The following is a 21,162-nucleotide window of genomic DNA, read 5'->3' on the forward strand; positions in this document are numbered from 1 at the left end:
TTAATGAGAGCTTTTTATTACAGCTCTCACAATGCAAAATCTTATTATTTAGGCATGTTATTGCTTTTGAATATTATTGTTTTAAATATTATCAAGCAGTAAATTTGCTTCTTATCTGGCTAATATATTGACTCAGATATTGGCTAATCAATAACATGCTAAAACCGCCAATAAAGCCAAATGTAATTGAATAAATCTGGCTCAGTAAACCACCATACGCAAACACGGCAAAGACCGTCATACCAAATAACATCGCTATCATTGCCCAACCAATAGTAATACGTCGCCCCCAAGCAAGCCACAAGATCAGTGGTGCAAATGCTGAACCCAACCAACCCCAAGCATCTAACACTAAACTAAATACGGTTTGGTTATTACTTAAGGCCAAGCTCATAGCGGCGAATAAGATAAGTGCGGTAGCCAATTTGGTTAATAATAGAGACTCAACTGGTTTTACGGTTAAATCGCGACTTAAGGCGGCTGAACAAGAAAGTACCAATGAATCAACTGTTGACATGGTGGCGGCAAACAAAGCCGCTAAAATCAAACCAACAAATATCTCAGGCATCAATTGATCAGCCAGTGATGGTAAAGCTAATTCAGCATCAAAACTACTGAGCTCTGGCATCAGTAAACGACTTACCAGGCCTGCTAAAATAGTCAAACTATAAAAAGTGATAAACCAGGCATAGTAATAATGTTGCATCTGTTTGGCGGTATAGCTATTAGATAAGGTCATAAAACGGATAACAATATGCGGTTGACCTAACACACCCATGCCACCAATGATCCAACCTAAAACAAATAACCCTGCTTCAATCATGCCAAGGTTTTCAGGAAACCAGCCAACATAAGCAGGTGAAACGTTTTGCAATGAGTTCCAAAACTCTACTGGTCCACCCACCGCTTGCACACCAAATACCACCATTAACGCCATGCCCGTTAACATAACAATTGATTGAGCAACGTCCGTCCAAATAGAGGCTCGTAAACCACCAACCATACTGTAGAAAAAAATCATAATCGCGGCAAGAATAATGCCTGTTTCTGGAGACCAGTCCAATAGAACTTCGGTAGCTTTACTGCCAGCTTTTAATTGAGCTGCCGCATAGACAGTTAAAAACACTACGGTAAAAACACCAACCGTTTGTCTAAAACGTCTTACCGCCCAACTTGAGCTAGCAAGCGGTTTGGTTGCTGATTGTGAATCAACGTGGCTTTCATTTTTGAGAATCCAATGTGTCAATAACCCACTATAGGAATGCACATTCTTTTGATGGCCTATCTCTTGAATGACTTTTACAGTTTGCTTTTGAGCTAACCAATCACCAAAAATCCAGCCAACCATTATCCAAATTGAAGATAACCCCATGCTATAGGTTGCACCAATCATACCTATAAACATAAAACCGCTATTATTGGTGGCAACGGCAGACAACCCCACCAAAGCGGGAGACATATTTTTGCCAGCCACCAAGTAGTCACTGGTTGTTTTGCGGCTAGCCCAATAACTTGATAAACCGACCACAAAAAACAGCGATAAAAACAACATGAAGGTAGTTAATATCATATTAATCAACTAACTTAACAAAGTATTGAAAGGTTAAATTAAGCACATTATTTACCTGGTTGCTGAACATCAGGTTCGTAATGTTTCGTTTTAATTAATGACTGAAAATCAGGGTGATCTACCAGGCCTGCAAAAATAGGATCTGTTTTAACCTCTTCAAGTAAACCTTCAGTATCTTCAATGGCTTTTTGTAAATAGTCGAGTGCTTCTTCTGGCTGATTTAGCAGCGCATAGGCTCCTGCTAGCTGATAAAAAGCGTGTTTATTATTGGCATCGATCTTTAAGGCTTGCTGACACAGATTAATAGCCCAAAGCGGCTCATTCATTTCTAATAAAAGATCTGCTTTATAGGTCATCGCTTCGGCATTTTCAGGGTCTATCTCTAAGATTTCATCGTAAATAGCTAAACGATTACTTAAAATTTGTTCTTGCCCTGCCTTAAGCCAAAGGCTATGAATATCTTGGTGCTGACTTAAGCGTTGTTGGGCTGAAGTAATGCCTCTTGATTTACGATTAAGCTCTTCTTCCAAGGCTTTTAATCTGCCTTCGTAAGTCTCTATCACTTCAGTGACTTTGGCATCTGCCATATTATGCACACGCTCTTTTACATCCCGCAAAGAGCTCCAACCTACTAATAATAGAACCGATGAGATTCCCGCAATCAAATAGAAAAAATAGGTAACTGTATCGGTTGCATATCCGACTGCTTGATTAACCGCTGATAACTCTCTATTTACCACCTCTTTGGTGATATTAACCTGTAGATCATTCATATCTACTCTTAGCTGTCGCAACTCATCCATAACATAACGCTCAACAAAAGGGTTATACATGGGTTTAGTGAGTTTATTGACATCTTGGGTTTCGCTATCATGCTTTAACTCTGTTACGGCATGAGCCATTGGCACCCACAACAAGATAAAAGCAAAGATTAATGTTCGCATATCGCACCCTTTTTACTTTGAGTTTCAATTAAATTAGTATGTAGGGCTTTGATGGTTTTCTCAAAGTCGTTTTCATTTACAAAAAACTGCATTTCAACTTGGCGAGTGTTTTGATGAATCGCTTCAATATTAATACCTTGTTTGTAAAGAGTGCCTACCGCACAAGCTAAAAAGCCTTTAATTCGCATATCACTACCCATTGCAGAAGCCAACGCAACTTTACTGGTTTGGATTGATGCGGTATCTAAACGACTTTGTAATTGTTTAGATAGACGGCTCGCTTTTTTGAGTGAATCATTAATGTACAAAGTGATGGTATTGGCATTAAAGTCTTTATTAATCACATCACATTGCAAACGCTGAGTGATTTCTTGAATAATCTCTTCATAAGCCCCTCGATTACCCATCATCTCTTGGTCAAAGATTTCAACCGCTAACAAGCGAGACATTCCTGCAATAATCTCCACCTTAGGTGAGTCACTCACATACTCTTCAGTAATTAAGGTACCTTGATGGTCTGGCTCAAAGGTATTTTTAATACGTAGAGGTATATTGGCTTGTCTAAGTCCTTTTGCCGCTCGTGGGTGAATCGCCTCCATCCCCAGATTAGCAAGCTGATCAGCAATGTCATAATTGGTTCTACCAATAGGAATAACCTGCTCCTCACCGACTAATCTTGGGTCAGCACTACTCAGGTGATATTCTTTATGGATTACCGCTTCACTCGCCTTGAGTAACACCGCAATACGGCTAAAGGTCATTTCACTGTATCCACGATCATAGGTTTGCATAAGGTTTTCTTGGCAATGGCTGTAACCCGTTACAACTGGCAAAGTATTGCTAAAATCAATCTCTTTAAGATTCTCAGATATCATGTCATCCAAAGCCATAGGTTCATTGGCTTGCCAACCGGTCAAATCAATGAACTTTGCGTTAATACCTTCTGACTGCAAAAGACTGGTTAGGTTATAGGCACTATGTGCTTCACCCAAACTGGCCAGTAATTCACGTACTGTCAGCAAATGACTTTCTAATGAAAAATGCCCGTGGCTACATAAATCTTGTAAATAGGTAAGTAGCTGCTCGGTTTCTAAAATACGTCGATTAATAAACTTATTGGCTTCAACCAACTGTGCAGGCTCGTTAAAAAGCGTGGCATTAATCTCATTAAGCGTGTTAGCTACATTTTCTAACGCTGCTTGCCAATTAGCATCGACATCGTCATTGGCAAATAGACCATACACCCCAGGAGTGCCGGTCTTTTTTTGCTCTAATAATAGATCTGTAACCCCTGAATAAGCGGAGACTACAAAAACCCGATGATAAGGATCTTGAGCATATAAAATAATATTGTCACGCACCGACGCGTACTCACTCATGGAAGTACCGCCAATCTTTTCAACACTTAATGTGCTGTTGTTTTCTTGTGTCATGATTCTCTTTTAATTTGATTTAAATACACAAAATAGAAGTGGTTCTAAATAAACCCGCGTTTTACCAGGCCTGGTAAAATGCCATAGGGTTTTATTTACTTAAGATCTTTGCATGAGTGAGGTGCGAATTAAAAATGTGAAAAATTCTTCATTTTTAAACGTAGATACACTCGTGCAAAGGTCTCATTTATTCTGGTAAGTTATAAGAGCCATCAGCATCATGGGTTTCACGCCCAGTTACTGGGGGGTTAAACACACAAACCATGCGCATTGGCACGCCCTTATTAGCACTTAAAATATGTTGGTCATTATTATTGAGTGCGTAAACGGTACCTTCTCTAATAGGGTGAGTAATACCGGTCGCTTTATCGTAAATTTGGCCCTCACCCTCAATGCAATAAACCGCTTCTAAATGGTTTTTGTACCATAAATGTAAATCTTCATTTGGCTTGATAATGGTGTCATGCAGAGAAAATCCCATCCCATCTTTAGCTAATAAAAGACGGCGGCTTGTCCATTGTTTATCGTCAACATCGGCGTCGGTACCAATAATGTCATCATAGAGATTACGAACAATCATTTTGAGCTCCTATTTTTGGTTATTTTCATTTTTTTCAAGGACTTTACGGATGGCATTTTGCAAAATGTCAAAACCTTCATTAATGAGCTCTTCAGTAATAACCAATGGCCCTAAAAATTTAATCGCTTCACTATCCGCACCGGCGGTTTCAATAACAAGACCGTCATTAAAAGCAGTTGAACAAATGTCAGAAGTCAATTCCGGTTTTTTAAACTCCATACCCCAAATAAAGCCGTGACCACGAATTTCACGAATTAAATTTGGAAAGGTCAGAGCAATCTCTTCCATACGTTTTTGAACCAATTTTGATTTGGCCTTGGTTTGTTTAACCATTCGGTCATCAGCCCAATACTCTTTAAGTGCAGCCGTAACTGCAACAAAGGCTAAGTTGTTTCCACGGAATGTTCCAGAGTGTTCACCTGGGCTCCATTTATCAAGTTCAGGCTTCATCAAGACTAAAGACATCGGGTGACCAGCACCAATCGACTTAGATAACGTCACAATATCAGGTACGATACCAGCACGTTCAAAACTAAAGAACTCACCAGAACGACCATTACCTACCTGGATATCATCAACAACCATTAAAATATCAAAGTCATCACAGATTTTACGTAACTTTTGTAGCCACTCTTCACCAGCAACGTTAATCCCCCCTTCAGCCTGAATTGTTTCCAATACGATTGCTGCTGGAAGTTCGGTACCCGAAGAAGCATCATCTAAAATCTTACGCAGGTACGCCATAGTATCGACCTTGTCGCCTAGATAGTTGTGGAATGGTACTTGATAGGTATAGCCAGGCACACCATAGTTGTCATCATGGTAATAACTGTTACCAGTAATACTCAACGACCCCATCGACATACCATGAAAACCGTTGGTAAAGGACATAACCTGCTTACGCCCTTTTACTTTACGAGCAATTTTTAAAGCGGTTTCAATCGCATTTGTACCCGTTGGACCCACAAACTGTAGTTTGTAGTCTAAATTACGTGGTTTTAGAATGTTCTCTACAAACGTTTCCATAAAATCACGTTTAGCAACGGTGGCCATATCTAAAGCATGACCAATACCATCATTTTGCAGGTAGTTAATAACTGCATCATTCACAACGGGGTTATTGTGTCCGTAGTTTAGTGCACCCGCTCCAGCAAAAAAGTCGATGTATCTCTTGCCGTCTTCATCCCAGATTTCAGCCATCTTAGACTTTGCAAAGACTGTTGGAAAAGAGCGTACATAACCCCTTACCTCTGATTCATATTGATTAAAAATACTTAACGCCATGGTTAACTCCTATAAGTTTAAAAAAGTGTGCAGCGGAAGATCTTGCGGTGCTCGCAAGGTATATTCTTGTTCCGCTTCGTGCTCCTGGCCTGCAAAATGTTCAGCAAGAATAAAGTCTCTAACACCTAAATCTAGGCGGTATTGCTTAGCAATGGACTTAAATAATGCTTGCGATGCGGCATTACTAGGAGCGATGGTGCAACTCACTGCGGTGAGTGCAATATTAGACTGCATTTGCTTGTAAAGCAGTTCGGTAATCAGGCGTTTAGCTAAGCCTTTACCGCGTGCAGTTGGTGATACAGCGACTTGCCAAATAAATAGATTTTGTAAATCATCAGGTCTACGATAAGCTGAGACAAAACCAACAATCTCACCATTTAGTTCGGCCAACATACAACTGTCGGCAAAATGGCTAGATTGCAAAAAATACAAGTAACTAGAATTTAAATCTAACGGTGGGCAATTTGCTACTAACTGGTATATAGCCATACCATCTTGCAAGGTAGGGGCTCTAAAATTAAGTGCTGATGCCGTCGTTTGATTGTTTGATTTGCTTAAGTTTGGGGGGTCATACTCCATAAAAATACTCGGTAATTTAGTAAACGCTTGCTTGCGTTGCTTTAGTTAAAAATAGTAAAAATTAACACATTGGAAATCTAGAAAATAAACGGTAACCCCATACAGGTTTACGGCTTAAAAAGAATCATGAATTTAAAGACGATCAAGGCTTAAAAGAAAAACGACAGCACAAAGCCTTTGCTTTAAAAAGCAATCTTATGAGAGACAATCTCAGGTAAGACAAACTCATGTAAGACAAAAAATAAGAAATTGATTCCGCAGGATAATTCCTTTGGATTTTTTTGATAAGTGACGACCGCTTAAAGCGATAAAAAGGGTCTAAAAACATGCTTTTAGAAGCTCTGTTTTTTGAATTTGAAATCTCTAAAATAAAGATGACTAAACCTTGTGGGTTATTAACTTGGCTTATTATTCAAACAAATCTAGAGCAAAACTTCAAGTTAGCTTTATCAGATAGAACCATAAACCGTCATTATCAACGTCAAAAAGATTTAGCAAATGAATAAGAAAGTGCCCTCTAACTATAATGACATTTCAATTGAAAAAAACAAACAGCCCAAGTAAATCTATCAATAACTTAATATTCATTTACGTTTATAAAATAAACCGTGTTTGAAAAACTACGGTTTTGAGGGTTCCAACTCAAGGGACATTTCATGCCTAAGTCAAATCCAAAAGTATTTGTTAACGTCCGTTCAAAAGTCTCCACACGGCTTTCAATATCCCCTCTCACTTGGTGACTATTTTCATATGTTTTCAGCAAAAATTTTGTAGCCAAATACATGTCGTAACAAATACTATTAATATACTTTTCGGGACAATTAAATTTTTGTGCAATATTCCTAAATTCAGTTGCAGTATGATCGTCGCCCTGATAATCAGGTATAGTCGACGTGACCCAAACTTTGACTTTCGGTTTTCTAATAAGCAATTTCTTTAAAGTACCAAATCCGATAAGGGATGTACTATAGAAATTAATCTCTTCATTCTCCAGAGCCTCAACCACCTGTAAAAGGCTTTTTGCTGAACCAAAAAACATCACGTTGACAGGACGTATTTCTCTAATTTTTTTAATGGTTTCTTCGGAGTTCTGTGGCAAAAATTCAATAATTTCAACATTGCTTATCTGCTTAAAAAACTCCACCGGACTCTGCTTTAGACTCACTGGAGCATGAACCATGACTGAACGCTGCCCACTCGCATTGAATTTCTTAGCGATGGCCATTAACTCCTGTTCAATTCCAGCTTTAATATTGTAAACATTATGCGCTGTTTCAAGCCTTAAGGCCTTACAACCATTAAAAGGCGCTAATATAGGCGTTTTCAGAGTACTAGCAAACTCAGCAAATTCTTGAGAATATTGAAACGGAAAAGTGGCTCCTACCGAGCCCAAACTATTTACCGAAACCTGGTGGGTCAAATTATCTTTTAATTTCGATAACTCTGATTCATCGTCAAAAAACTCCAAGCCGATATCGGCTTGGCTTTGATCTGCAAACAACTCTAAATAGGCCAACATCGCGCCATATTTTTCTGAGATCCCAATAAAAGAAAAGTTACCGGTTAAAGGCAATGAGTAGGATAAAAACACATCTGGACTTGGCTTGTTAGACAAAACCGATTGTCCATAAAACGTTGCAAGCTCTTGACCATCCAAACCAGCGGGGTTCAATGAAATTTGATGCGGAATATTATTTTCATCACCACTCGTTAAACAGACTGAGTCTAAGGACATATCCTGCTGATTGCCTTCTACTAACGCCATAGCATCTTCAAAAGACATTGGCTTAGCATATAAGTAACCCTGTCCGATTTTAGCTCCGTAACTCAATAATAAACTTGCCGTTTCTTGATCTTCGATACCTTCACAAACCACATCTAAGCGTAGGTCTTTACACATAGAAATAACATTTTTAATTAAAACTTGTGATTTTTCGTCAAACAACACATTTTTAACAAAAACACGATCTATCTTAAGTTCGGTCAAAGGTAAATGATGCACCTGACTCAAAACAGCTGAACCAGTTCCATAGTCATCCAAGGAGAGATTAAACCCCTTTAAACGTAATCTATTCAAAATATCTAACGCATTAGTAATAGCAAAAATTTCTTTACTTTCAGTGACTTCGAAAATAACCTTACTGTGCATAATTTGATGCTGATTAACTTGCTCTTCGAGCCAGTTCGCCAAGCCTTTATCCTCTAAGTCCAGTGCCGAGAGGTTTATGGATAAAGTCAGCTTGGTAAACTTTTCCAGCATTTTTTCAAAAGCTCTCAATGCTTCACAAACAACACCTCGAGTTAACTTTTGAATCAATCCTTGTTTTTCAGCTAACTCGATAAAATCATTAGGCATAATCAGGTCACCAGCCATGTTTTTTAACCTAACTAAAGCTTCAAATCCAATCAAGCGCCCCGTCGCTAATTCAACTTGTGGTTGATAATGAACCACAATACGATTTTGCTCAATTAACTCTTCAACTGCATTATTGCTTAATTCCAATTTGGGGGGCTGATATGATTTTTCTTTTATTTGTGGTTCAAAATCTTCCATCACCTCTTCAACTAAAAGCTGTACGTTACGCAAGCTAAAAGGTTTTTCAATATGGCCAACAATATTCAAGTGATGTGCTTGGGCAAGTCGTTCGGCACTCAATAAAACAGAACGGTCAAAACCACTCATCAATATCAACATGCCTTTATATTCATTTTCTGCAAGCCAGCGAATCACCTCAATACCATCCCGTTCAGGCATATTTAAATCTAAAAACCAAAGTAAATAACCATCAACTTGGGTTTTAGATAAACTTAATGGGTTAGATTCTTTCGCCGCTTCAATACCAATTATGTCGCAAGCATTAACCACAAGATCACAAATTGTATCGTCATCATCAACAACTAATACTTTTACAGCCATGATTAATTATTCTCCTCAGAATTCAGTACTTTTTCCACCAAACCAATTAATTGAACTCTTGAATAAGGTTTATCTAAAACCTTTAAGCTCTGTTTTTGATCGCCGTACTGTTTCAAAAGCTCCTCAGAAAAACCAGAACATACAATACTTGGTAAATTTGGAAAACGCTTCTCAACCTCTTCTAACAATTCAAACCCCGTCATCTCAGGCATAATTACATCAGTAATGATTAAATCAAATTGTTCTCTTTCTAAAATTTCTAATGCTAGCTTTCCACTATTAGCGGTCGTAACTTCATACCCTGCGTACTCAAGATAGGCTTTAGCGACGGACATCACATCGATTTCATCATCCACCACCAAAACCCTACCATGCCCCCCCTCGGACGGCTTAGACAAATCCAAATTCTGGCTGTCTATTGCAGGCGGAGTAGAAGGAGTGCTCGTTTGAGGTACAGATGTTTCTTGCATCCTTATCACTTCAGATAAAGCCTTACTACTTTTTGGGAAATAAAACTTAAACGATGTTCCGACGCCAAGCTCAGAATAGACCCTTATATGTCCTTTTGACTGGCTAGTAAATCCAAAAACTTGAGCTAATCCAAGCCCCGTTCCACGGTTTTTTGATTTAGTCGTAAAGAAAGGTTCAAAAATTGAATCCACAATTTCTGGTGCAATACCTGGGCCACGGTCTGAAAAACTTAAAACAACATAATCCCCGATTGGGATGTTTTTTTGCGTCGGGCTCTCGCTTTGCTCAACAATGCTGACATTATTCATTTCAATGAATACATCTCCACCTTTATCCATTGCATCACGAGCATTGGTCGCTAAATTGACCATACTGGACATAAACTCTTCCGGATCTACTTCTATTGGCCAAATATCGTTATTTGGAAAAAAGTGTAACTCAACCAGTTTACCGAGAGCGGATTGGATTAAAGCCAATTCTTGTTGTAAATATTGACTAACATGCATCACGTCTAATCTTTTGGCTTCTTTTCTAGAGAAACTAAGTAACCGACGCGTTAATCGAGAAGCTTTTTGCGATGCACTCATAGCAGTATCTAAACAATTAACTATTTTTCTTCTATCCAGTTCGGTTTTTTCAAGCAGCATTGTGGAAAGTTCGATATTGCCTTGAATAGTCGTTAAAAGATTATTAAAGTCATGGGCAATACCTCCCGTTAATTGCCCCATCGCTTCCATTTTTTGATTTTGACGTAATTGTTGTTCTAATTTAACTCGATGAGTGACATCTCTAACAATACTTAATACATAACCTACATCATGTAAAACCACTTTATTTAAGCTGATTTCCACATCAAATAAACGCCCCCCCGAATCTTGTGCATGTACGACCATGCCTTCACTCATCATGCGACTATGAGGGTTTTTATAAAATTGTTCTCGAAGAGTATGGTGAATACTTCTGGATGGCGAAGGAACCAAGTCATCAATTCGCGTTTTAAGGAATTGTTTCTCACTTATTTTGAAAATCTCCTGAGCACGGTGATTCGTCAAAGTGATAGAACCCTCTTCATCAGACATAATAATCGCATCGGGAGCGGTATCTAAAATAGCCTTTAATTGCGAGCTTTGGTCTTGTAAATCTTCTTCCAATTTTTTATACGAACTAATATCTTTAATGGTAACCGCTACCAATGCTGAAAAATGATACCCTCGGTCTATAACAAAACACTGGGATTCATAGACATGTCGCTCTCCTCTCAAGTCAAGTGACAATTCCATAGTGGTTTCTGCATCTAATCTAGGCTTAGAGGCAACTTCTTGCCATATTTTCTTACGCCCTTCGATTGACCAAAAGTCCAAAGGCATATCTTCAGACACTAATTCAACAAGCTTAAGAAAAACGATTGATTGATGATTTTTACTGATGATTTCACCATCTTCATTAAAGGTAAACATAGTTTGTGGTGAATAATCAAAGAAAGAACGAATCAAGTAATTTTGATTCAATAATTTTTTATCAGTATGGCGTTTAAGACTCCATATATACGCGATTAATAAACTCAAAAGCAATTGTGATATGAACAAATTCACAAGCAGTGTCATATCTGAGTCTGAGATATGCCAATACCAGGGCTCAGGTTGTGGCATTGAGGCAATTAATTCGAAGTGCCCTGATTTATTAACAACCGAGCTCACATTTTCCGAAGCACCCTGTTTTAAAAGGTCAATCTGCTTGACCTCCATTAAGTAGCCAGCCTCTTCCCAAGCTCCATCTATTTTTTGACTAGATAATAGTTGCTTAGCCAATCCCGGAAAACTTGTATCAACAACATCCCTATCAAAACCAAGCAAGCGGCCAAAGCTCCGTGCTCCATCTGGTGGAACGAGCCAATCCCCTTTTTGATTGGCTAACCAAAGTTTTTGGTTTTTAACCTTATTTATGCCCGTCAACTGCTCAAGTAAATAGTTCCCATTAAAATTAATAACAATCACACCAATGCGATTCTCTTGACTATCAAAAACAGGAGTCGCAATTCTGATAGTCGGTTTAATTGGCACCTCAATGCGACCAAATTCGACATTTAAATCAAATTCAGAAATAAAAATGGATTCCTTCTTTAATTTATTTGATTCGATAAAATAATCACGTTTAGATTTATTTTGCAGTGCTTTTTGGGCAACAACGACAATATTGTCACCTTCTCGATTTACTCGGACTTTTTCATAACCATCATTGCCGATAAAACGGATTTGCATTAACTCTTTATGGTACCTAATAAAAGAAGAGAACTCGTTTTGTAGAAAGGTAATTTTATTCTCTCTAGAGAACTCAGAGAGAGGTTGCTGACTGGCTAAAAAAAGGGTATTTTGTACCATATGATTTACCCAATTTTTAACATTAACGTACCCTTTAGCAATTAATTGCTGATTTTGAGTTTTCAGTATTTCTGCGGTTTTTATAGCTTGATTACTTTGATACCAAGATAAGAAGACAAACACAACCAATAGAGATACCATAAATACAAAAATAAAGCTTTGTAGAAAACCTTTGGCAAAAGTCATGTTCTACTCCTAATAAAGTCAACTCTTTCATTTTGCCAGGTTTTATTCAACTTTGGGGGGGCGATTAAAAAATTTGCATCAAACTTTTCTTCATAAGAAAAAGTAATTTTTATAATTACCCCAAACTCATTACTTAATCTATTAAGATAACAACGTATCCAAATGATTACAAAGGCGTAATTCATTCATATAAAGACTTACTAAAAAGAAAATTTACGCTAAAAAGGTTTTATTTATGTCGACTTATCTCATTGCTCCCGATAGCTTTAAAGGTTCATTAGACGCCTCCAAGTTCTGCGAAATCGCCACCCAGGTCATTCAAGGCATTGAACCCGATGCTGTGGTATTTTCGCGCCCCATGTCTGATGGTGGCGAAGGTTTTATTGATAGTTTTGTTTGTGCTGGTGCCGGTCAAGCTAAATCAGCTTGGGTATCTGGACCTTTAGGCAAAAAAACCAAAGCCAGTTTTGCCTGGCAAGAAGAGAGTCAAACCGCCATTATTGAAATGGCCCAGGCTTCTGGCATTACAAAAATAAGAAAAGAAGAGTTAAACCCTTTAAGTACACACACTTACGGTACTGGCCAATTGATTCAAGAAGCCATTAATTTAGGAGCCAAAAAAATCATTTTAGGCTTAGGCGGTTCAGCCACTAATGATGGTGGTGCAGGTGCATTAATGGCTTTGGGTGTGCCTATGTTAGACAGTAAAGGCCAGGCTATTAATTTAGGTGGCCAAGCTTTAAAAGATCTAAGCACTATTGGCGAAATACCTGATCATCTTTTAAAAATAGATTGGCAAATTGCTTGCGATGTCACCAATCCATTGTTGGGTGAAAGCGGAGCAACAGCCATTTTTGGCCCGCAAAAAGGCGGACAACCTCATCAATTAGCGGTATTAGAAAATGCCCTCACTAACTACGCTCAAGTGTTAGAGAGCCATGCCAAAACAGCGATTCATTTAGAACCTGGGGCAGGAGCCGCTGGCGGTATGGCTGCTGGTTTTATGGGATTGTTAAATGCTACTTTAGTGCCTGGTTTTGATGTAATTAATGAAACCCTTCAACTAGAAGAGTTAATTAAAACCCAAGCGTTTGATTACATTATTACTGGTGAAGGCCGTTTTGATAACCAAACCCGTTTTGGCAAACTGCCGTTGCGTATTGCTCAATTAGGTCATCAATTTAACATTCCAACCATTGGTATTTGCGGAAGTCTAACCTGCTCAGTTGAAGACTTGCCTGAATTTAAAGCCATCTTTAGCATTGTGAATAAAGTCATGGATGAACGCGAAGCGATGAGCAATGCCGATTATTTATTACAGCAAACGCTTTTATCCGTCGTACCGCTTCTTGGTAAGTAAGTTGTACTGATTAGATAAACAGATTATCAAATCGTTGGATTTCAATTTACCCTGTGCTTAATCAACAAAAAGGCCACAGGGAATACCAGGCCTGGTAATTTTAAGTTTTAAATGCGTTAAATTCACCTGTTGTAAATTCATCTTTATGTTACACAAGCGTAACATTGTAGTAACACCCGCCATTTATGATGCTCAATAACATTCCACGTGTTTATTATTGGGCAAAAACCATGACAACCTCCGCAATTGATTTACCTGACGAAAACCAAAAAACCGCTAATAAGAAAACCGAAAATAAAAATACCCGCAAACTTTTAGACTCAGCTGTAAACAATACCTCGATATTCTCTCGTAAAGGATTTTTAGACCGCCTTTTTACCGCCTGGTTTAATCGTCTAGTCTATCCCCAAATTTGGGAAGACCCAGAAGTCGATATTAATGCCTTACAAATCAATCAAGATTCTCGTATTTTTACTATTTCGTCAGGTGGTTGCAATGTACTTAACTACTTAACAGAACAGCCACAAAGTATTGAAGTCGTCGATTTGAATGAAGCCCATATTGCTCTCATTAAACTCAAGCTTACCGCCATTGAACACCTACCAAGTTATGAGTCATTTTTTGACTTTTTTGGACGTGCGGATTTAGTAAAAAACCTAGATCGTTATGAGGCGTACATCAAACCTCATTTAGACTCAGAATCGCTGGCCTATTGGGAGTCTCGTGAACGTCCTTGGAGCCCAAAACGTATTAGTTACTTTACTAACGGCTTTTATAAACATGGCTTGTTAGGGCATTTTATTGGTCTTATTCACTGGACTGGCAAACGTTTTGGTCACGACATTTCTAAAATTATGCAAGCCCGCACATTAGTAGAACAAGAACAGCTTTTTAACCAACATGTTGCCCCTATTTTCGATACCAAGTTACTTAAGTTTTTATGTAATCGTTCAATGGTGATGTACAGTTTGGGTATTCCGCCTTCTCAATTTGATGAAATGAACCGTGACTCAAAAGAGGCCCAAATTGGTATGCACTCTTTGCTTAAAGAACGTGCTAGACAATTAGCTTGCGATTTTCCGTTAGAAGATAACTACTTTGCTTGGCAAGCATTTAACCGAAGTTATGACATTAAAAAACGTCAGGCGTTACCACGCTACCTTAAACACAATTATTTTGAGAGTTTAACCACGCATTTTAATCGAGTGAATGTCACCCATATCTCAATGACCCAACGCTTAAAAGATTTGCCAGACAATAGCCTAAATGCTTACCTATTTTTAGACGCTCAAGATTGGATGGATGACAAACAACTGACCGAACTATGGCAAGAGGTTAACCGAACTGCTATGGATAATGCCCGTGTCGTATTTCGCACTGCGGGCGATACCTCGCCTTTAGAAGAGAAGTTACCACACAATATTCTTAGTGAATGGCACACAGATTCTTTTGATAATGCTAACTTTACTAAACAAGACCGTTCTGGCATTTATGGTGGTGTGCATCTTTATATTCGTAAAGCGGTGAAGTTGCATGATCACAACTCACACAATCATAATTATCAGCAAGAAGTTTTATAATTATGGATATAACACATCCATCAATTGCCTATATTGAAATTTTAAAACAGCTAGGTATAAGCCAAGCCATTCATAATGTACAGACCAAACTGGATGTACTGATTGTGGATGGCGAGCCAGTACCAACAACTCTTAACAATCAGGAGTTTGATAACAGCTATGTATGTTCTCCTTACACGGCTTATATCTCTTATGCTGAAGATGAGTTGCAACTGATTAAATCTCACTCTCAGCGTAGACTGTTTTGGGTAGCGATTCGCATTGCAGAAAAGTTATTAAAACTGGCTAAAATCAACCAGACTTTATCTATAAATAACTGGTTAGTCTCAACCAATCTACCGCCTAAATGGTCAACAGAAACCATACCGACTCTTACCAATAAGCTCATTCATAGCTACCCAATACATAGCTTTAATATTCGCTCTCTAAATTGGCATAGCAATGCAGAACTGATGCAAGCTTTACAAGACAATGGCTGGTTATTGATTCCTGCAAGGCAAGTCTATCTATTTGATAATCAAGATAGACAATGGTGGCAAAGAAGTCACACCAAAAGAGATCAACGTTTTCTGCAAAAAACACACTTAACTTTACTTGAACCTGATGAACATCAGCAGGCTGATTTTGCTGATATTGCCGAGTGTTTTAAGATGCTATTTATTGAAAAACATTCGCATTTTAATCCGCAATTTAGTGCTGATTATTTGTATGAAATGCACAAAATGGGATTTATTCAGTTTTATAGTTTTAGAAACCCGGAAGATCAAAAAATCATTGCCTCGATTGGTTTATTTACCCAACAAGAGATTATTACTACGCCGATTGTTGGCTACGATACTAACCAACCTAAAGAATTAGGCCTTTATCGTTTATTAATGGCGGTTTTATTAAAAGAGACTTATGAATCAGGAAAAATGATGAATTTAAGCTCTGGAGCAGGCGGTTTTAAACGAGCACGAGGTGGGCAACCGATTATTGAATATACGGCTTTTTACACCAAACACCTCTCATGTAGCCGTACATTGATTATGCAAGGGTTTGCTAAATTACTAAATAAATTTGGCCCTAAGGTACTTGAAGATAATCAGATATAAATCTCAAATATAAAGCTCAGATTTAATCTCAACTATAGAGTCCATAATAAAGAACCCATAATAAAGAACCAAAACTAATATCAATAACGCTTTTTTGTAATTTACCAGGCCTGGTAAATTGCTTTGAGACATTGAGGGTACAGTAAAACTCTATATTTTTTACTATTAACAACAAGCCTTAATAAGATTGTTAGAAGTTAATGATTGTTTTCATGACTCACTTCTACCCAACGTAATAACTTAATCTCACCGTCTAAAGTTTCTACAATGGCGGTACAAGACTCTACCCAATCGCCACAATTTAAGTATTGAATATCATCAATCTTTCTAATTTCCGGGTGATGAATATGCCCACATATCACACCATCGTAGCCTTCTTTTTTGCAATCTTTCACCACCGCTTCTTCATACGCAGAGATAAACGATACCGCCCCTTTTACCTTTTGCTTAACATAGGCAGAAAGCGACCAGTAGCCCATTCCAAACTTGCGACGTAATTGGTTAAAGTGACGATTTACTATCACCAAACTCTCATAACCCCAATCACCAATCACTGCTAACCACTTTTGTGTTTGTACTACGCTATCGTATTTATCGCCATGCACCACCAAGTACTTATGACCGTTAGCGGCGGTAAATACGGTTTCATCACACAGCTTAATATTGCCAAAATCCAACCCTGAATAACGGCGTAAAAAATCGTCGTGATTACCGGTAACATACACCACATCAGTGCCACGTTTTGACATGGTTAAAATACGTCTAATCACATTGGTGTGTGATTGCGGCCAATAGATACGTTTTTTTAAACGCCAACCATCAATAATATCGCCCACTAAATAGAGTTTTTGGCAGTGATTGTATTTTAAGAACTCAGCCAAAAACTCGGCTTTTGCACCTTTGCTTCCCAGGTGAGTGTCTGAAATAAAAATGGTTCTGTAACGATGCATTTCATGATCGTTTTCAGCCAAGATAAAATCATCATCAGCGATCGCTGCCATCCAATCTGGAAAACGAATTTGTGATTCCAGTTGACTACTCATACTACTGATATTGCTTACATTCAGTGAATTTATATTCATATTACTGTCTCAAAAGTAGGGTTATATGCTCACAGTGTATAAACCGATTTTGACAATAACATGACTGTTAGATGAACAAAAACACCTCATAATTTCATCTAGCTATCATCTATTTTTAACATTAAGCTTTTAGAGTGAAGGCATGAACGCTATAAACTCTAATATCCAGCAATTAGTACCTCATAGTTTAAAAACTAAACCGAGCCAATTGCTTAGTGAGCATACCCATCAACAACCCATCAAACGGTTAACATTGGTAACGGACGCTTGGTCTCCACAAATAAATGGCGTGGTGACAACCTTAACCAATTTGGTTAAAGAGTTAACTCGCCAGGGTATTGAGGTAGATATTATTCAACCTTCTGAGTACAAAAGTTTTCCCTTGCCGACCTATCATGAAATTCGCTGTGTTTGGCGACCTAAAGGGTTAGAAAACCGCATACTTAGCTTTAAACCCGATGCCATTCATATTGCTACCGAAGGTTCTCTTGGCTGGTTTGCAAGACGTATCGCCATTAAACATAAACTGCCTTTTACCAGTGGTTATCACACTCGTTATCCAGAATATATTCGAGCTCGCTTGCCTATTCCTTTATTTATTATTTACAATTTATTACGTCATTTTCATGGTGCAGCCCAAAAAACCTTAGTTCCAGGCCTGTCAATATTGCAAGACTTAGAAAACAAAGGCTTTAAACATTTGGCCTTAATGTCTCGTGGGGTAAATACTGAAGTATTTAACCCGCAACAAAGACGTGAACTGAATTATCCAAAACCGATCATGCTTTATGTTGGCCGCATTGCACCTGAAAAAAATATTGAAGAGTTTCTTAAGTTGGACATGCCTGGTAGTAAAATCATTATTGGCGAAGGGCCAGAATTGGATAGCTTAAAAAGTCGCTACTCAAAATGCCACTTTTTAGGGGCTAAAAAAGGTAAGGAATTAGCTGAATTTTATGCCTCTGCGGATGTTTTTGTATTCCCGTCCAAAACGGATACCTTTGGTGTAGTAAATATTGAAGCCATTGCATGTGGAACACCTGTAGCAGCCTACCCCGTTACTGGCCCAAAAGACATTATTACCGAAGGTTTAAATGGCTCAATCAACGACAATTTACAAACAGCCATTCAACAAGCTTTAGCTTTACCAAAAGAGAATATTCACCTCACTATTCCGCAATTTAATTGGCCCCACGCTACTCAACAGTATTTACAAAATCTTAGCCCTATTGATTGGAGCGTATATAGCCAAGTTAAAAGCTAAATTATGAGCTCAATTGCGAGCCCATTTACGACTTCGGCTAAAAGCGACATTAAACGAACTGATTTCTTAATTATCTGTTTATATAAACGGTACAATACTCCTCATTATTTTTTAACACGAAGCCCTTTTCTTATGAGTAATGCACAACTGATTTTGCTAGATAAACGTAATCAACCTCTTAAAGAGTATCTTGTTGCGGTCGCCGCCTCCGATGGCCTAAACATCAAAGGGGTTGAAGTTATGGCCTCTCCTGCAAAAGGGCAAAAGTCATTACTCAATGCCAGCATTTACATTCCTCCTTTAGAAGACTTTGACTACAACCCAAAAAAATTAACTGAAGAGTCTATGTCTAAACTGATCATTGGTGAAGAAATCATCACTATCGACCAGTTTATTGAACGTTGTTCTGAAGATGAAGCGGTACGTGCCGCTTTGACTAAATCAGTTACTCGTTTTGCTAAAAAACTAGCTGAATTAATCAAAGAATTTTGTGACTCAGATGTCATTCCGCTGATTCAAGAAAAGCGTAATGACGCCTTGTTTAAACTTAAAGGTCACGCTAAAGAGTTAAAGGATAAAAAGGTCGTTTGTATTGATATAGAAGCCACCAACATTTCTACTGACCCTGAAGCAGATATTATTCAAGTATCGGCTTGTGATATTGACGGTAAAGAGCTGTTTAACCAGTTAATTAACCCTGGTTACGATATCCCAGAAAATGAAAAACACAATATCACCACCGAGATGGTTCAAGGTCAACCAACGCTTGCACAAGCTTGGGACATGATTCACGATACGCTACTTGAAGCAGACGTGGTATTGGCTTATAGCACTGAAAGTGACTTTATGTACCTAGAAAAAAGTGCTGAAAAGAAGATGCTTAAATTTGATTTGGACTACAACACTTGGTTAGATGCCGCAGAGCTCAGTAAAGACCTGATTGGAGCCATGCGTTGGCACAGTGAAAACATGTACTGGTTCTTTAAAACACCCAAACTGACGGTGGCTTATGAAGAAGTATTGGGCAAACCTTTTCCGGGTGATGCCCACGACGCTTTAGCCGATGCGATTGCAACGGTTGATTTATTTAAGGCGATGATGGTAAAAGGTGCTGAATCTAAGGTTGAAGAAAAGAAACCTAAAAAGAAAGAAAAGCCAATCACCAATAACCCGTTTGCCGCATTAGCTCAGTTAAAATAAGCTTTTTACAGGTTTTGAGGCCGTTCTCTTAAAATAATTGGAAATTTATTATGTGTAATACCACATTCAAACAACTTGAAAACGCCAAACAAGGTGAGCAATTTGATTGGCAAGAACTGAAGTCACAAATTAAATTTGATGCCGACGGTTTAATCCCTGCTATTGCACAACAATACGATACCAAAGAAGTCTTGATGATGGCGTGGATGAACAGTAAATCACTTGAAGAAACCCTGCAAACAGGCCGAGTATGTTACTGGTCTCGTTCACGCCAAAATTATTGGCGTAAGGGTGAAGAATCGGGACAAATTCAGCTATTAAAATCACTGAATTTTGACTGTGATGGTGATGCCATTCTATTGCTAGTTGATCAAACTGGTCCAGCCTGTCACACAGGCCGTAGAAGCTGTTTTTATACTGAAGTGAATAAGGATAAAGTAACGGTCACGACTGATCCAATTATTAACCCTAAAGACTTATATAAAAAATAACTCTTTTTAGAAGTTCTGATATTAGTTCTTATAAACGTTTTTTAAGCCCTAAATATCATTTTTACCAGGCCTGGTATTCCCTGTGGCAATTAATATTGTGTGAACACAGGGTAAATTATTGTTTAGCTCTTATCAAAACTCTCAAGCGTATTCATATTCTTAAAGGCATGCGGGCAACAGTCTGCAAAACTGGCTTGAGTAAATGCATTTTCTTTTACCCATCTATTAACGCTTAAATGCCCAATATCAATGGCCTTACCGAGTGAATGCCTCATCGAACGGTGCATCATTAAATAAAGAGGTTGCAAACGCTCCCCATCAAATACCGCCACGATAGGATTTGGTTGTTCTTGATATGCCGAAACTAACCTATCAACAAAATCATTTGGAATATTGGGATTATCACACGGTACAAATACCGCCCAGTCAGTTTTAATATATTGCCAAGCGGCATGCATCCCCGCTAAAGGGCCTAAAAAGCCTTGGTACTCATCACTAAATAAGCTTTTTGAGTAAGATTCATAGCGTTCTAATTCAGCATTAGCGTTTACCCAAACATCACAGACTTGAGCTGATAACAAATTTAAAATGGGTTTTAAGATAGGTTCGCCATGATAGGGCAAAAGTGCCTTTTGTTGATAACCCACTCTACTGCCTTGGCCGCCCGCAATAATCACCCCGGTTATATTTTCTGACAGAGGTATTTGTATGCCTTTTTGTTCGCTCATTTGATTAGTCATACAACACAG

Annotated in this window: 17 protein-coding genes; 7 read left to right on the plus strand and 10 right to left on the minus strand. The window is 38.4% G+C overall.

Annotation, left to right across the window (positions count from 1 at the left end; all coding sequences use genetic code 11):
* Positions 1 to 91 precede the first annotated feature (91 nt).
* The 6 genes from ACORJQ_RS00290 to ectA form a co-directional block, all read right to left on the minus strand.
* The gene (locus ACORJQ_RS00290; protein WP_321324976.1) at positions 92 to 1,570 is read right to left on the minus strand and encodes a sodium/proline symporter; all 1,479 of its coding nucleotides are present in this window, start codon (positions 1,568 to 1,570) and stop codon (positions 92 to 94) included.
* Between the two features lie 47 nt (positions 1,571 to 1,617).
* The gene (locus tag ACORJQ_RS00295; protein ID WP_321324978.1) at positions 1,618 to 2,514 is read right to left on the minus strand and encodes a tetratricopeptide repeat protein; all 897 of its coding nucleotides are present in this window, start codon (positions 2,512 to 2,514) and stop codon (positions 1,618 to 1,620) included.
* Positions 2,502 to 3,947, minus strand: coding sequence for an aspartate kinase (locus ACORJQ_RS00300; protein ID WP_321324979.1), 1,446 nt, complete (start codon positions 3,945 to 3,947; stop codon positions 2,502 to 2,504). The genes ACORJQ_RS00295 and ACORJQ_RS00300 overlap by 13 nt, the downstream gene beginning before the upstream one ends.
* Before the next feature lie 187 nt (positions 3,948 to 4,134).
* Complete coding sequence (locus ACORJQ_RS00305; protein WP_321324981.1) at positions 4,135 to 4,527, minus strand: ectoine synthase; 393 nt, start codon at positions 4,525 to 4,527, stop codon at positions 4,135 to 4,137.
* 9 nt (positions 4,528 to 4,536) lie between these two features.
* Entirely contained in the window at positions 4,537 to 5,811 is a 1,275-nt protein-coding gene (ectB, locus tag ACORJQ_RS00310; protein WP_321324983.1) for a diaminobutyrate--2-oxoglutarate transaminase, read from the minus strand.
* A gap of 9 nt (positions 5,812 to 5,820) precedes the next feature.
* Positions 5,821 to 6,390 (minus strand): diaminobutyrate acetyltransferase, encoded by a 570-nt coding sequence (gene ectA / locus ACORJQ_RS00315; protein WP_321324985.1) that lies wholly within the window; start codon positions 6,388 to 6,390, stop codon positions 5,821 to 5,823.
* Between the two features lie 326 nt (positions 6,391 to 6,716).
* On the opposite strand from ectA, the gene ACORJQ_RS00320 reads away from it, so the two are divergent.
* Entirely contained in the window at positions 6,717 to 6,896 is a 180-nt protein-coding gene (locus tag ACORJQ_RS00320; protein WP_321324986.1) for a hypothetical protein, read from the plus strand.
* Between the two features lie 71 nt (positions 6,897 to 6,967).
* Here ACORJQ_RS00320 and ACORJQ_RS00325 read toward each other — a convergent pair whose 3' ends face one another.
* Both ACORJQ_RS00325 and ACORJQ_RS00330 read right to left on the minus strand, forming a co-directional pair.
* Positions 6,968 to 9,307, minus strand: coding sequence for an EAL domain-containing protein (locus tag ACORJQ_RS00325; protein WP_321324988.1), 2,340 nt, complete (start codon positions 9,305 to 9,307; stop codon positions 6,968 to 6,970).
* A gap of 2 nt (positions 9,308 to 9,309) precedes the next feature.
* Positions 9,310 to 12,342 carry a response regulator gene (locus ACORJQ_RS00330; protein ID WP_321324989.1) on the minus strand — a complete coding sequence of 1,011 codons (3,033 nt, stop codon included), beginning with the start codon at positions 12,340 to 12,342 and terminating at the stop codon, positions 9,310 to 9,312.
* A gap of 235 nt (positions 12,343 to 12,577) precedes the next feature.
* Here ACORJQ_RS00330 and ACORJQ_RS00335 point away from each other — a divergent pair, with 235 nt between their 5' ends.
* The 3 genes from ACORJQ_RS00335 to ACORJQ_RS00345 all read left to right on the plus strand — a co-directional run bounded on the left by ACORJQ_RS00335 (position 12,578) and on the right by ACORJQ_RS00345 (position 16,376).
* Positions 12,578 to 13,702: a glycerate kinase gene (locus ACORJQ_RS00335; RefSeq protein ID WP_321324991.1), complete on the plus strand. Its 1,125-nt coding sequence runs from the start codon at positions 12,578 to 12,580 to the stop codon at positions 13,700 to 13,702.
* A gap of 230 nt (positions 13,703 to 13,932) precedes the next feature.
* Positions 13,933 to 15,282: a BtaA family protein gene (locus ACORJQ_RS00340; RefSeq protein ID WP_321324993.1), complete on the plus strand. Its 1,350-nt coding sequence runs from the start codon at positions 13,933 to 13,935 to the stop codon at positions 15,280 to 15,282.
* 2 nt (positions 15,283 to 15,284) lie between these two features.
* Positions 15,285 to 16,376, plus strand: a complete 1,092-nt coding sequence (locus ACORJQ_RS00345) for a GNAT family N-acetyltransferase (RefSeq protein WP_321324994.1) — start codon at positions 15,285 to 15,287, stop codon at positions 16,374 to 16,376.
* Between the two features lie 197 nt (positions 16,377 to 16,573).
* Here ACORJQ_RS00345 and ACORJQ_RS00350 read toward each other — a convergent pair whose 3' ends face one another.
* On the minus strand, positions 16,574 to 17,377 hold the full coding sequence (locus ACORJQ_RS00350) for a UDP-2,3-diacylglucosamine diphosphatase (protein ID WP_321326896.1): 804 nt from the start codon (positions 17,375 to 17,377) through the stop codon (positions 16,574 to 16,576).
* 223 nt (positions 17,378 to 17,600) lie between these two features.
* Here ACORJQ_RS00350 and ACORJQ_RS00355 point away from each other — a divergent pair, with 223 nt between their 5' ends.
* The 3 genes from ACORJQ_RS00355 (at position 17,601) to hisI (ending at position 20,413) form a co-directional block, all read left to right on the plus strand.
* Positions 17,601 to 18,722: a glycosyltransferase family 4 protein gene (locus ACORJQ_RS00355; RefSeq protein ID WP_321324995.1), complete on the plus strand. Its 1,122-nt coding sequence runs from the start codon at positions 17,601 to 17,603 to the stop codon at positions 18,720 to 18,722.
* A gap of 132 nt (positions 18,723 to 18,854) precedes the next feature.
* Complete coding sequence (locus ACORJQ_RS00360) at positions 18,855 to 19,922, plus strand: 3'-5' exonuclease (RefSeq protein WP_321324997.1); 1,068 nt, start codon at positions 18,855 to 18,857, stop codon at positions 19,920 to 19,922.
* Between the two features lie 50 nt (positions 19,923 to 19,972).
* Positions 19,973 to 20,413 (plus strand): phosphoribosyl-AMP cyclohydrolase, encoded by a 441-nt coding sequence (hisI, locus tag ACORJQ_RS00365; protein ID WP_321324999.1) that lies wholly within the window; start codon positions 19,973 to 19,975, stop codon positions 20,411 to 20,413.
* Positions 20,414 to 20,535: 122 nt separating this feature from the next.
* Here the strand turns inward: hisI and mobA are convergent, their stop codons facing one another.
* Positions 20,536 to 21,141 (minus strand): molybdenum cofactor guanylyltransferase MobA, encoded by a 606-nt coding sequence (gene mobA / locus ACORJQ_RS00370; RefSeq protein WP_321325000.1) that lies wholly within the window; start codon positions 21,139 to 21,141, stop codon positions 20,536 to 20,538.
* Between the last annotated feature and the right edge of the window lie 21 nt (positions 21,142 to 21,162).

Origin of the sequence: Thiomicrorhabdus sp. (assembly GCF_963662555.1) — a bacterium.
In the GTDB taxonomy this organism is placed as follows: domain Bacteria; phylum Pseudomonadota; class Gammaproteobacteria; order Thiomicrospirales; family Thiomicrospiraceae; genus Thiomicrorhabdus.